Consider the following 13,024-nt stretch of genomic DNA (forward strand, 5'->3'; position numbering starts at 1 on the left):
CGTAAAACATGCCCGACGCAGTCAAGCGCCTGACGCTAACTCACTGATTTAACTGGCCTGTGATAAATACCCTAAGAAGCCAGAAATTTTATCCGCCGCGAGGCTGACCTCGCTTTGCAGGCGCTCGCGATCGGATTGCGGGATCTCTTCCGACGGCACCAGAATGCTGACCACCGCCGCCACGCGCCCGCTTCGGTCATACACCGGATAGACGATGGAGGAGATGCCGTGGCGGAAGAAGGATTCACCGATGACAAACCCGCGGGCTTTATCCTGCTGCACCATCTGCCACAGCGCTTCGCGCTCGTGAAGCTGCCCCGGCGTGTTGCCCGGCAGCCGCTCGTGCGGGAACAGCTGTTCAAACTCCGCGCGGGAAATATCGGTCAGCAGCATGCGGCCAAGCGAGGTGCAGTGCACCGGCAGGCGAGTACCAATGCTGACCTGGTTGATGCGCGAGCCGGCGGCGCTGACGCGGGCGATGTAAATGATGTCGCGCCCGTCGCGGATCGCCAGGTGGCTGCTGCACTGGCTGACGTCGCGCAGCTGCTCGATAACCGGCTGCCCGACCTGCGCCACGTCCAGCGAGGCGATGTACTCAAAGCCCAGGCGCAGCACGTTCATGCCGAGCGAAAAGGTGTTGGTGCGCGCGTTGCGCTCGAGAAAGCCCATGTATTCCAGGGTCTGCACCACGCGGTAGGCGGTGGCTTTCGGCATATCCACCAGCCGGTGCAGCTCGGCAAAGGTCAGATCGCGATGCTGCTCGCCGAAGGCCAGCAGCAGCTGCAGGCCGCGTTCAAGCCCCGGCACCAGATACTTCACTTCCTGATCGTTTGCCATTTCGTTTACCCGTTAGTTGAAAACAAAGCCGCCGTTCACCGGGATCAGCTGGCCGGTAATAAAGCGCGACAGATCGCTGAGCAGCCACACCACGCTGCCGGTGACATCGTCCGGCTGCTGCGCGCCCGCCAGCGCGCGCCCGTTTTCGTACAGCTGATGACGCTCGGCGGGCACATATTCGGTTGCCTCGACGCGGGTCAGGCCCGGCGCAATCGCGTTGATGCGAATACGTTTTTCGCCCAGCTCGCGCGCCATCGAGCGCGTCATGGCGATCACTGCGCCTTTGCTTGCCACGTAGGCCATCAGGCGCGGTGCGCCCCACAGCGCGGTGTCGGACGCCACGTTGACAATCCCCGCCCCGTCGCGCAGCAGCGGGACGGCCGCGCGCGTCACCAGCCAGGTGCCTTTAACGTTGACGTTCATCACCCGATCCCAGAGATCCGGATCGTAATCAAGCATGTTTTTACCGCCGACGCCGGTGGCCATCGCCGCGTTGTTGACCAGCCCGTCAATCTGCCCCTGCTCGCCGACGGCACTGAACGCATGTTCTATGGAATGCGGATCGGCCAGATCGATAGCGTGGGATTCGATCGCATATCCCTGCTCGCGCAGCCCGTGCGCGCTCTCGGCCAGTTCGCCTTCGAGGATGTCGCACATCACCACCGCCGCGCCCTGCTCCGCGCAGGCTTTGGCAAAGTGGTAGCCCAGGCCGCGCGCGGCGCCGGTGACTACGATGCGTTTTCCGCTCAGCAGACCGTTCATCAGGCGGCACCCTGCTGTGCTTCACGCGCGGCAAGCTGCGCTTTCGCCGCCTTTTGCATCATGCGGCGCAGGCGGGAGAGGCCTACGTCGTGCTGGTAAAGGTACTCGTGCTCGCGCGCGTTCGGCGCCAGGCTTTCCAGCACCACGCGATCCTGCTCCAGCACCTCCCAGTGCAGTTTTTCCAGGCGGTTGCGGTACATAAAGCGCCACATGTCGCGCTGCCAGCCCTGCACGCGGCGGATGCGCCAGAAGAAGACGCGGCAGTTGTCGTTATCTTCCGGCACCACCATGCCGACGATGAAGAAGTGGCCGCCCGGCCCGAAGCGCTTCTTATAGGGAATGGAGAGACGCATCCAGCAGGTGCCGCTGTTGCCCAGCTCGACCCAGTCGAAGTTGACGCCGCTCTGCCCCTTCTTCTCGAAGATGAAGCCGGTTTGGGTCGGCTGCAGGACCATGTCCGCCTTGCGATCCCCTTCCGCCATCGAGTGGGACGACGAATGGAGATAGGTGCCGTGCATCGGATCCATCACGTTTTCCAGCGCGTACTGGTAGTTGCATTTCCACGCGGCGGTGCAGAGGAAGTTGCTGAAATTTTCCGTGTCGGCGAGTTCGTCCGGGAAGCTCAGTTCGTCCGGCTGCTGTTCAGCGGTGACGCCAAACCACAGGAAAATCGCGCCGTGCGCCTCCTGCACGTTATAGCTGCGCACGCACTGCTGGCCCACCAGCGGGCATTTGTCCACGGCGGGCACGTCTTTTACCTCGCCGTTGCCCGCCACTTCCACGCCGTGGTACCAGCAGGCGATGCGGTCGCCGAGGTTCCAGCCCATCGACAGTCGCGCGCCGCGGTGCGGACAGCGGTCCTCCAGCGCCTGCACCTGGCCGTCTTTGTTGCGCCAGACCACGATCTGCTCGCCCAGGCGAGTGATACCCACCGGCGCGGACTGCACTTCCCAGCTCGCCAGTACCGGATACCAAAGGCCGCGCAGGCCTTTATCGAGATAGTTTTGTACGGTAGTCGTCATCGCCTTGCCCTCAGTAGCCGTTAACCTGTAAGAATGCCTGGAAGCTGGCGGGGCTCCACGGCTCCCCCTGCTGGTCGTGCATGCGCACCGCGTTTAGCCCGTTCACCAGCTCCGGCAGCGTTTCAACGCCCTGCTCAAAGAGGTCTTCCAGCGTGGCAATCAGATTTACCTCCCAGCTTTCAGGCTCGCGGCTGCGGGTCTGCCAGATCAGGTTCGTGTATTCACCCGGCTTGTGGATCGCGCCGTTGCCGCCCTCGGCGGGAGGGGCAAACTGGCGGCTTTCCGGCAGCGCCGGGTTGAAGTTCAGGGTGTCGCTCATGCCACGGTCTCCTCGACGAAGGTAATCTGGATTTGATTTTCAAAGACCCGAACCGGGTAGCGGTTGAGGTTGCGGCCGCCGGGGCCGTGCAGGCACTGGCCGGTTTTGACGTCGAAGACCGCCTCGTGCAGCGGGCACTCCACTTTGCCATCTTCCACAAAGCCCTGGCTCAGCAGCGCATAGGCATGAGGGCATACGTCCTCCAGCGCGTAATAGTCGCCGTCAATCAGGTAAACGCCGATCTCTTTACCCTCGACGTTGCCGCTAAAAGGGAAATCTTCCTGTACTTGTTCTGCGTCACATACGCCTATCCAGCTCATCACGATCCTCCAGGCTTTTGTTTCATATATGAAACTCTGTTTCTTATTTAATACGGTCAATATAAAAGCGATGAATGTTTCGTCAAGCGTCAATGTGACGAATTTGTTAAATGAATGGTATTTAATGAGCTAAGTGTGCAAACGATCACGAAAAAATGCAGCGATATGAAATTTTCATTATTCAGGCGTGAATGAATACCTTTTTATGATGACCGATAATTTTCATAAAAGCCTATTGACTTCTTTTCTTTTTATTCTTTAAAAATTAATAACCCGTGCCTTAACGCAGTTTCACAGGTGAAACTCATTTTATTTTTAACCTTAACAATCAATGAGTTTCACCCATGAACCATTTTAGGTGCGTGACAATCACATTCCTGAAAAATAAAACAACACAATACGGTTAAGGCAAATGCGATGACGGCAAAATGGCAAGGCACGATTGCACTTCTGTTACTTATTATTATTTCCTACGTCGACCGGGTAAATATCTCGGTAATGATTTTAAACCCGGAGTTTGCCGAACATTTTCAGCTAAATGAAAACAGAATGTTACAAGGAATGCTAATGACCTGCTTTCTTCTGGGTTATGGCTTTTCCGCACTGCTCCTGACGCCGGTTATCGAAAGCACGTTCCACTACCGCCACGGATTATTAAGCAGCATTGTCGTTTGGGCCGCGGTTTGTGCCGTGTCCCCACTGCTGGGCTCGCTGATGGGAATGCTGATAGCACGCGTCATTCTGGGCATTGCCGAAGGCCCGCTGTTTTCGCTTAAGACGCGCTATATCAGCGATAACTTTTCTCCCGCAGAGATCGGCAAACCTAACGCCGTTACCGCACTGGGCGTCTCGCTGGGGCTTGCCGTCGGCTTTCCCTTCGTGACGTGGCTGATGTCACATCTGGGCTGGGCGGGCTCCTTTTACGCGCTGGCGCTGATCAATCTCGTGCTCGGCGGCGGCTTAGTCTGTCGCTTTCTGCCCGCGCCCCGCAGCGTGGAAAAAACGCGAAAGCCGGGATTCATGCAGACGTTTTCGCTTGCGTGGCAAACGCCCCTGCTCGGCTGGATCTTGCTGGTTGAGATCGCCACCCTCAGCTACCTGTGGGGCAGCAGCGCCTGGCTCCCGGCATGGCTGCGCGATGAGCACCATTTCTCGCTGCACGCCACCGGCCTGCTTGCCGCCGTGCCGTTCCTCCTCAGCCTGGGGTCGAAGTTTCTCGGCGGGGTGCTGCTGGATAAAATGCGCCCGGAGCAAGCGCCCGTGCTGTTTGTGGTGGGCGGCCTGCTGACGGCGCTCTCGGTGATTGCGCTGATGCTGAGCCACCAGCCCGTCTGGCTGGCGCTGTTTATGCTGAGCGCCAACGTGTTCTGGGGGCTTCAGGGCGCGGCCATTCCGGCGGTCATCCAGCATCACGCCGCGCGCGAGGCGGTGGGCAGCGCGTATGGGATCGTTAACGGGATAGGGAATCTCTGCGCGGCCTTTATTCCGCTGCTGATGGGGATGGTGATGAAGTCGGTCGGGTCGGTCAGTTCGGGATTTTCGGTGCTGGTTGCCTCGCAGGCTATCACGCTGGTGGCGGGCGGAATGCTGCTGCTGCGCATGCGTCGCGCAGCAGCAGTGAGCGCGTAAGGCTTACTCGCCTTTTTTCGCGGCCTGTATATAGAGCATCTCGAGCGCCAGGGTCGCCGCGGCCAGCGCGGTGATCTCGGACTGGTCGTAGGCTGGAGCGACTTCAACAACGTCCATACCGACAATGTTCAGGTCTTTGAGGCCGCGCACCAGCTTGATCGCGCGATCGGAGGTCAGGCCGCCGATTACCGGGGTGCCGGTCCCTGGCGCAAAGGCCGGGTCCAGGCAGTCGATATCGAAGGTCAGGTAAACCGGCATATCGCCCACGATCTGCTTCACCTGCGCAATGATGTCGTCCACGCCGCGATCGTTCACCTGGCAGGCGTCCAGCACGGTGAAGCCATTGTCTTTGTCGAACTCGGTGCGGATGCCGATCTGTACGGAGTGGTTCGGGTCGATCAGGCCTTCTTTCGGCGCCGTGAAGAACATGGTGCCGTGGTCAAACTCGCAGCCGTTCGCGTAGGTATCGGTGTGCGCATCAAAGTGTACCAGCGCCATCTTGCCGAAATGCTTCGCGTGGGCGCGCAGCAGCGGCAGGGTCACGAAGTGGTCGCCCCCGAAGGAGAGCATACGCTTACCGGCAGCCAGCAGCTTCTCGGCGTGGGCCTGCAGCTTTTCGCTCATTTCGCGCGCGTCGCCAAACGCGTACACCAGGTCACCGCAGTCGACCACGTTCAGACGCTCGCGCATGTCGAAGTTCCACGGGAAGCGGTTGTGCTCCCACGCCAGGTTAGTCGAGACCTGGCGAATGGCCGCGGGCCCGTGGCGGCCACCGGCACGACCTGAGGTCGCCATATCAAACGGCACGCCGGTGATCACCCAGTCGGCATCGCTGTCGTACGGCTGGAAGTTCATTGGCAGGCGTAAAAACCCAAACGCGTTAGAAACCAGTGAGTTATCGTATTGATGGCCTAAAGTGCTCATGTCCTGACCTCATGTAGAGTCGATACGGTATAAAAGATGAAAAAAAATCCCCTCCGCGTCGTTAAACCCGACGAGGAAGGGATTGATGTGCTTACTGCTTTGGGTCTAATGCTAGCGCCTGAGGCCCTAAGATTCAAGTTAACAGTCAATATGATAAATCAACTCCGTATTCTGACTAATTTGCAGATGCGCATTCATACCCAGAATATTATTTATACAAAATATTCTTTTATAAAAATACCATACAATTAGCAGGCTATATATCAAAATCAACCCGCGATTAAGAAAGCAACCCATAAAATAATTATATACATCACTTTAAAATTAAGAATTTATTTAGGGCCATCTGATAGCCGTGCCGCTGATAAAATCTATACAATCCCTCCCCCGAAATATTATATGGATATTGTTATGAATAAGTTTTCTAAATTTGCATTACTGGTCGTTCTCTCGACGGGAGGCAGTGCAGCAGCGGCTGAAGATGGCGTCATCACGTTTGATGGCACTATTAGCGATGCAACCTGTACGATTACCGGCGGCGATGCGACCGGTGAATCCGCATCCCCGGACTTTACCGTTCGCCTGCCATCCGTGAGCGTCTCTGCGCTGTCTGCTAACGGCGAGCGCGCCGGGGATACGCCTTTCCACATTACGCTGAGCGGCGCTAACTGCGCGAACGGCAAAGTTGGAAGCGTTTTCTTCGAGCTGGCACAAAGCAAAAATATCAACGCAACCACCGGTAACCTGGTCAACTCCGTCAGCAAAGCCGACGGCGGTTCTGAAAAGGTTGAAATCGGTTTGCTGGATGCTAACAAAGCTATCCTGAACCTGAATACCGCGAACAATACCGCAATTACAAAAACCGTTACCGGCAATACCGCCCGCTTCGATTACTGGGCGCAATATGTCGCCACCGGTGGCGCAGCAACGGCGGGTAAAGTGACCACGGATGTTGTTTATTCCATTAAGTATCAGTAAGTAAACTCAGCGGGTATTAAAGAGTGGAAGACTCTGTCTGTAAAAAGATGGAGGGTTTTTTGACGCTTAAATACCCGCTTCTTCATGCTCTTTATTTTCGTTTCAGGCGCTGCTCCATGTTAAGCAAATTTATTCAATCTTTATGCGTATTAACGTTGTTCGTATGCTCGCAGTCTGACGCCACAATTCAGATACTGGCCACTCGCGTTGTGCTCAATGCTGCAGAAAAAGAGCAAACGGTTCGTATCAATAACGTTGGCAATGAGCCCCAGCTCGTTCAGGTCTGGCTTTCCAGCACCGACAAAACGGATGGCGTGAAAAAAGAGGATCTTCCCTTCTTTATTAATCCGCCGGCAGCCCGTATTAATGCCCAAAAAGGGAAAGTTTTTCGTATTTTCCAGATGGAAGACGCAGCAGCGAAATATCCAAAAGATCGCGAAAGCGTGCTTTGGCTAAATGTGCTGGATATTCCACCGGAAACGGCAGCGGATGCGGATAAAAACCAGGTAAAAATGGCGTTTCGCACGCTGATAAAAATGTTCTATCGCCCTGCCGGATTAAAAGGTACGCCCATGGAAGCGGGCGATAGTTTGACCTGGCAACTGCGTAAGGCGGCGGTCGGCTACGACGTCGTAGGCACCAACAATTCACCGTTCCACGTCAGCATGACGAGCGTCTGGTTGACCAACGCTCAGGGCAAAGAGGTGGAAGTCACCGGAGAGATGATTGCCCCATACAGCACGATCACCTACCACTTCCCGAAAGTGGCGGCGGTGAGTGGAAACGGTACGTTCAAATATAACTACATCACCGATCTCGGTGCCTACATCAAACGTACTTACAGTTTTTAATTTGCTGATGGATATTAGTCCAGGATGGTAGCATGATTTTTCGGACGCATAAGCACCTCAGGCCAGGTGTAAAAAAACGATTACTCAGTCATCTTATCGCCTTTGCGATATTTTCTCCGCTTATGGCGCAGGCCGCCAGCGAAAAAAAAACCGTGTCGTTTTCGCGCGGTTTTATGAATTTCTATAACAGCGGTATCGACCTTAACCAGTTCGATGGCACCGAGAAGGTGTTGCCCGGGGAATATAAGCTCGAAGTTTACGGTAATAATAAAAAAATCGACTCCTGGCCCGTCAAATTTATTGCAGCGAATAATGAGCAAGGTGTAAACGCGTGCATTACGCCTGAAATGATCATTCGCATGGACGTTGACACTCATAAACTGCCGGAGAACTGGAAAGCCACATCTTGCCTTATTCTGCCAGAGCTGATTTCTGGTGCGACAGTCACTTATGTTCAGGACGAAGAGGTTCTGAACGTCACCATTCCGCAGGCCATGCTGCTGAATACGCCGGATGGCTACATCAGCCCTGAGCTGTGGGACACGGGCGAACCGGCCCTGATGACGGCCTATACTCTGAGCGCCTCGAATATTCATAACCGTACCCTACAGGACTCCACCGATTACGTTTACGGCAATCTCCAAAGCGCCCTGACGATGGGGGCGTGGCGCTTCGTTACCTACGACACTGCGAATATGGGCAGCGGTAATAATAACGAAGGCTTTAAGCACCTGCAGGCTTACGCTGCGCGCGCCATCGGGTCTATCGCGTCTGAAGTCACCATGGGCGATCTCAGCACCAGCGGTGAGTTTTTCGATACCGCTTCGCTGCGCGGCGTGCGCCTGGCAACCGATGACCGCATGCTGCCAGACTCGGTACGCAGCTATGCGCCCGTCGTGCGCGGTGTAGCAAACAGCAATGCCACCGTCACCATCAGGCAGGCGGGCAATACCATCTATGAAAAGGTCGTTCCGCCGGGCGAATTTATCATTAACGACCTCTACGCCACCGGCTATAACGGCGATCTCGACGTCAGCGTGAAAGAGACCAACGGCAAGGAAACGACATTTACCGTCCCGTACTCCAGCGTTCCGCAGCTCCTGCGTGAAGGCTTCTCTCGCTATTCGCTGGCCTCCGGAGAGATCCGCGACACCTGGCTTCATGAAGATCCGTGGATGATGGAAGGGACCTTGCAGTACGGCCTGCTCAATAATCTGACGGCCTATGCGGGTGCACAAAGCGCGTTCGAGGGCGATTTTAATGCGCTGATGGCGGGCTTTGCGGTTAATACCTCGCTTGGGGCGCTGGGGATCGACGTCACCCGCTCCTTCACCCATTTCGAAAATCAGCCTTCAGTACAGGATTGCGGCACATTCTGCGATATGAGCCTGCGCATTAGCCTTGCGAAGAATCTGCCGAACACGGGCACCAACTTCAGCCTGATTGGCTACCGCTATTCGAGCAAAAACTATTACTCGCTGTCCGATGCCGTTGCCCTGAAACAAGCCTTAGAGGCTGGCGAATCCCGCTATTTCCCTGAACGTTACCGCGAGCGCGTTGAAGCCAACATCAACCAGATGCTCCCTTCCGGCTGGGGAAGCTTCTACGTCAGCGGGTTTGTCGGCAACGTCTGGAACGACGAGCTGGGACGCACGGAAAAATCTAACTTCGTCGTGGGGTACAACAACCAGCTGGGCTCTGCGACGTGGGGCGTATCGTTTGGGCGTACCAACGACGCGGATGGCGGTTATGAAGATACCGTCTACCTGAACGTCTCCATGCCGCTGGGCCCGCGCTATAAGAAGCGCCCTCGCATGGGCGCAAACTTCAGCTATAACAGCGATGAAGCCACGTTCAGAACGTCGCTGAATGGATCGGCCGGTGAACGCTCGCAGTTCGGCTTTGGCGGTTACTTTAGCCAGTCCAGCGCGCCGGAAAGCAATTTTGGTATGAACCTCTCCTACACCGGCGATAGCGCGTCCGGCGGCGTGGCCTATAGCCAAACGCGCGACAGCTTTATGGGAGGCGTGAACCTCAGCGGGGGAATGGTCGCTCACCGGGGCGGGCTCAATTTTGTTCCGATGCTGAGCGACACCATAGGTATCGTCGAAGCCAGGGGTGCGGAAGGCTCTCGCGTCTATCCCGACTCCAACACCGTCATCAAAGACAACGGCTACGGCATCATCAGCTATTTGAACCCGTACAAATACAACGAGGTTTACATCGACCCGAAAGGGACCGCGATGAGCGTAGATGTGGAAGACACGCGCAAAAAAATCGTCCCAACCGCGGGTTCCGCCGTTCTGATCAAAATGGATACCCAGCAAAACAAGCTGACGTTTGTTCAGTTCCTCCAGCGTTCGGCGGAAACCATTCCATTCGGAGCTTCCGTTACCGACGAGAAAGGCAACGATTTGGGCATGGTGGGCCAGAACGGCCTGGCGATGGTTGCGCTAAAAAATGGCGTCAACAGCCTCACGCTCGCCTGGAAACAGCAAAAGGAAACGAAGCGCTGCGTCGCCACCGTCCAGCATGACGCCAGCGTTAACGCCGGCACGTCTAAAGCGGGCAAAGACGCCTTCTCTGCACAAAAAATCATCTGCACAATTCCAGGAGGGAAGCAGTGAGAAAAATAATTATCCCGGCAATGCTGCTGGCGTGTGGGTCTTTACTGTGTCTGGTGAGTACGGGCCTTTACGCAGCCACCTGTAAACTGGATTCCGCACCGTCCGTTCTATCCATCAACGATAGCATTACCCTGAACCCGGCCTCGAGCGGCACCGCGGGTACCGTGCTGTGGTCGAAAACCTATTCAGTTCCAAGCCTTAAATATTCCTGTGATGCCAGTGCGGGCTCACAGTGGTTTTCAGAATACAGCCGCGCCTATCTCACCACCGCCATTGACGATGTTTATGCCACGGAAATCAGCGGAATCGGTATCCGCGTAAAATGGCCTTCAAACGCCAGCGGTGCCTGGCTTCCCGGTGATTCAGGCACGCCCACCTCCTGCGCCAACGGCTGCTCCATCAACAACTCCACCGTGCTGGTGGAGTTCGTGCAAACGGGCAGACTTAGCCAGGGTGAAAACTATATTCCGGCCGGGGAGCTGGCGGCTGCTAACGTCGTCCCCACGACGGATGCCGGTGAAAGGCTGCGTATCATGACCATTAATCTGGGAACGGCAATTAAGGTCGTGACGCGTTCCTGCGCAATCTACCCTTCCAGCAACGCTATTGACCTGGGGACATTTAGCCTCGCCTCGTTCACGCTAGACAACGCCTTCCAGGGAGATAAAAAGCCGTTCTCTATTACCATTAACTGCCCGACAACGGAAGATATTGGCATTACCTTTTCTTCGGTAAGTAAAGTTCCTTTTGGCGCGGTATCTGGGGTCATTGGAGCAGAAGAAGGTGAAGGCTATGCAAGTAATTTTAGTATTCGCCTGTTTGAGAAACAGAGACAAATTTCGAACGCCCTCAAGATTAACACGGAATACCCTTATACCGTGACCGGTACAGTCGTTAATAACTACGAGGCGCAAATTTATGTTCCCGCCAGCATCAATCGTGCAAACCAATTAACCGCCGGCAAGGTCGTTGGCGCAGTGCAATACACAATGGTAATTAAATAATATCAAGGAGCGATATATGCATTTCCGTTATTCAAAAATAGCGCTGCTCGTGGTGCCGTTTATTTCTGCTGCACATGCTTCAGGTGTATTGCCCTCACAGCAAAACAAGCAAGAGCTGGATCGCCTGGAAAGGCAAAATAACCAGTACCTGATTGAAGAAGCAAAGCGCACCGAGAAATTCCTGCAGCAGCAGCGCACCCAGCGCGAATCGGAGCCTGGCGTAGGGGTCGGCGCAAGCTCATCGGTCACATTCAAAATCGATAAAATTGAGATTATGAATGACGATCTGTTTGCGTCATCCCCCGAGCGCGAAGCCATTATTGAACGCTACCAGGGTAGAGAGCTCGGTAAAGCAGAGATTTTTATGGTGGTAAAAGAGCTCACCGACTTTTACATCTCACGCGGCTACGTCACAACGCTGCTTGGTATTGAGCCGGGCAATATTAAAAACGGCGTACTGAAGCTGCGCGTGCTGTGGGGAAAAATCAACGATTTCAGAGTCAACGGCCAGGCGCCGACCTTCCGCGAGCGCACTCGCCTGTTTAGCGCCTACCCGTTTGCCCAGGGCAAGATTTTAAATATGCAGGATATCGACCAGGCCGTCGAAAACCTGCTGCGCGTGTCGCATAGCGACAATATTCAGGTAGAACCTTCCGTTTTAGACGGGGCATCCGATCTAAACCTGCTCACGCAACCGCTGTTTCCTTTTGCCGTCAGCGCAGGCGTTAATAACTCGGGCACAGAAGCAGAGGGCTGGCAGCAATATTACGGCAGTATCACGACCAAAAATATTGCCGGCCTCAACGATATTTTCAATGCTTACTATTCAGAGAATAACCTCAAGAATAATAACGACAATCAGCGTGCCTGGTCACTGAGCTATAGCCTGCCGCTGGGGTACTGGGGGTTCGATACCTCCTATTATAAATCAACCTACGATAAAACGATTGGCGGTGATTTCGGTCAGTACGCGTCGGACGGCTCCTCAGAGCGTTCATCCGTGCGCATCAGCCGGATGTTCTCCCGTAACGCCTCCGGCAAAACCAGCGGATGGGTGAAAGTTGAAAAGCGGGATAACGACAACCGTTTTGAAAATACGCAGATCGATGTGAGCTCCAAGCGCTACACCACGCTTTCTTCCGGCCTGACCTACGTTGGCGGACTGATGAACGGCTGGTTCTACGGCGATCTGAGTGCGACCGCGGCGATGCCCTGGTTCGGCGCCGCGTGGAAAGGCGATCGGGATCTCGAGGGCTTCGATCTCAACTACGTAAAATATAACGGCATCGCCAGCTGGACTCGCCCGCTTTTCCAGTCTGGTCGGCTGGGTGGCGTATATGAATTAAGCACGGGGTTCCAGTACACGCCCGATACGCTTGTCAGCGAGGCGAAAATGACGCTCGGCGATGAATTTACGGTTCGCGGCTTCAAAGATAGCTATTTGATGGTCGACAGCGGAGCCTGGATCGCCAATACGCTGCAACTTCCTTTTGATATTAACCTGGCAGGCATAAGCCAGTTCACGCCTTATTTAGGGTATGACTTCGGTTTCTCCAAAGATAACTGTCCGAAAGGCGTTAATACCTGCGACAGCCAGTTCATGATGGGTGCAGCCGTGGGTGCAAAGCTCACGGGAAATTATTTCTCATCAAATTTAACCGCCGGCTGGCCTGTCAAAAAACCGGATTCTATGGATGGAAACACCGTCGATAACACGGTCGTTTATTACAAGCTGGAAGTGAACTTTTAAT

12 protein-coding genes are annotated in these 13,024 nt (G+C 55.1%); 6 read left to right on the forward strand and 6 right to left on the reverse strand.

From position 1 onward, the window contains the following. Positions 1–48 precede the first annotated feature (48 nt). The 5 genes from V1599_RS20515 to V1599_RS20535 are packed head-to-tail and all read right to left on the reverse strand — an operon-like array spanning position 49 to position 3,260. Positions 49–837 (reverse strand): IclR family transcriptional regulator, encoded by a 789-nt coding sequence (locus V1599_RS20515; protein WP_112009824.1) that lies wholly within the window; start codon positions 835–837, stop codon positions 49–51. A 12-nt stretch (positions 838–849) separates the two neighbouring features. Then, positions 850–1,599: an SDR family oxidoreductase gene (locus tag V1599_RS20520; RefSeq protein ID WP_112009825.1), complete on the reverse strand. Its 750-nt coding sequence runs from the start codon at positions 1,597–1,599 to the stop codon at positions 850–852. After that, the gene (locus tag V1599_RS20525; RefSeq protein WP_395300761.1) at positions 1,599–2,621 is read right to left on the reverse strand and encodes a Rieske 2Fe-2S domain-containing protein; all 1,023 of its coding nucleotides are present in this window, start codon (positions 2,619–2,621) and stop codon (positions 1,599–1,601) included. The genes V1599_RS20520 and V1599_RS20525 overlap by 1 nt, the downstream gene beginning before the upstream one ends. 10 nt (positions 2,622–2,631) lie before the next feature. Then, entirely contained in the window at positions 2,632–2,940 is a 309-nt protein-coding gene (locus tag V1599_RS20530) for a recombinase-like helix-turn-helix domain-containing protein (protein WP_297115925.1), read from the reverse strand. Then, positions 2,937–3,260 (reverse strand): non-heme iron oxygenase ferredoxin subunit, encoded by a 324-nt coding sequence (locus V1599_RS20535; RefSeq protein WP_112009828.1) that lies wholly within the window; start codon positions 3,258–3,260, stop codon positions 2,937–2,939. The genes V1599_RS20530 and V1599_RS20535 overlap by 4 nt, the downstream gene beginning before the upstream one ends. Before the next feature lie 417 nt (positions 3,261–3,677). Between V1599_RS20535 and V1599_RS20540 the strand changes: the two genes are divergently transcribed. Beyond that, positions 3,678–4,889 carry an MFS transporter gene (locus V1599_RS20540; protein WP_395300762.1) on the forward strand — a complete coding sequence of 404 codons (1,212 nt, stop codon included), beginning with the start codon at positions 3,678–3,680 and terminating at the stop codon, positions 4,887–4,889. Between the two features lie 3 nt (positions 4,890–4,892). Here the strand turns inward: V1599_RS20540 and speB are convergent, their stop codons facing one another. Then, on the reverse strand, positions 4,893–5,813 hold the full coding sequence (gene speB / locus V1599_RS20545; RefSeq protein WP_058608614.1) for an agmatinase: 921 nt from the start codon (positions 5,811–5,813) through the stop codon (positions 4,893–4,895). A gap of 411 nt (positions 5,814–6,224) precedes the next feature. Here speB and V1599_RS20550 point away from each other — a divergent pair, with 411 nt between their 5' ends. From V1599_RS20550 to V1599_RS20570, 5 genes are read left to right on the forward strand one after another with little or no spacing between them, the layout of a single operon-like run. Continuing rightward, positions 6,225–6,791, forward strand: coding sequence for a fimbrial protein (locus V1599_RS20550; protein WP_395300763.1), 567 nt, complete (start codon positions 6,225–6,227; stop codon positions 6,789–6,791). Positions 6,792–6,850: 59 nt separating this feature from the next. After that, entirely contained in the window at positions 6,851–7,642 is a 792-nt protein-coding gene (locus V1599_RS20555) for a molecular chaperone (protein WP_395300764.1), read from the forward strand. A 32-nt stretch (positions 7,643–7,674) separates the two neighbouring features. Next, entirely contained in the window at positions 7,675–10,269 is a 2,595-nt protein-coding gene (locus V1599_RS20560; RefSeq protein ID WP_395300765.1) for a fimbria/pilus outer membrane usher protein, read from the forward strand. Next, positions 10,266–11,273 carry a fimbrial protein gene (locus tag V1599_RS20565; protein ID WP_395300766.1) on the forward strand — a complete coding sequence of 336 codons (1,008 nt, stop codon included), beginning with the start codon at positions 10,266–10,268 and terminating at the stop codon, positions 11,271–11,273. The genes V1599_RS20560 and V1599_RS20565 overlap by 4 nt, the downstream gene beginning before the upstream one ends. Before the next feature lie 16 nt (positions 11,274–11,289). Continuing rightward, positions 11,290–13,023, forward strand: coding sequence for a ShlB/FhaC/HecB family hemolysin secretion/activation protein (locus V1599_RS20570; protein ID WP_395300767.1), 1,734 nt, complete (start codon positions 11,290–11,292; stop codon positions 13,021–13,023). Position 13,024 lies beyond the last annotated feature (1 nt).

Origin of the sequence: Enterobacter sp. ECC-175, from assembly GCF_043968675.1 — a bacterium.
Taxonomy (GTDB): Bacteria; Pseudomonadota; Gammaproteobacteria; order Enterobacterales; family Enterobacteriaceae; genus Enterobacter.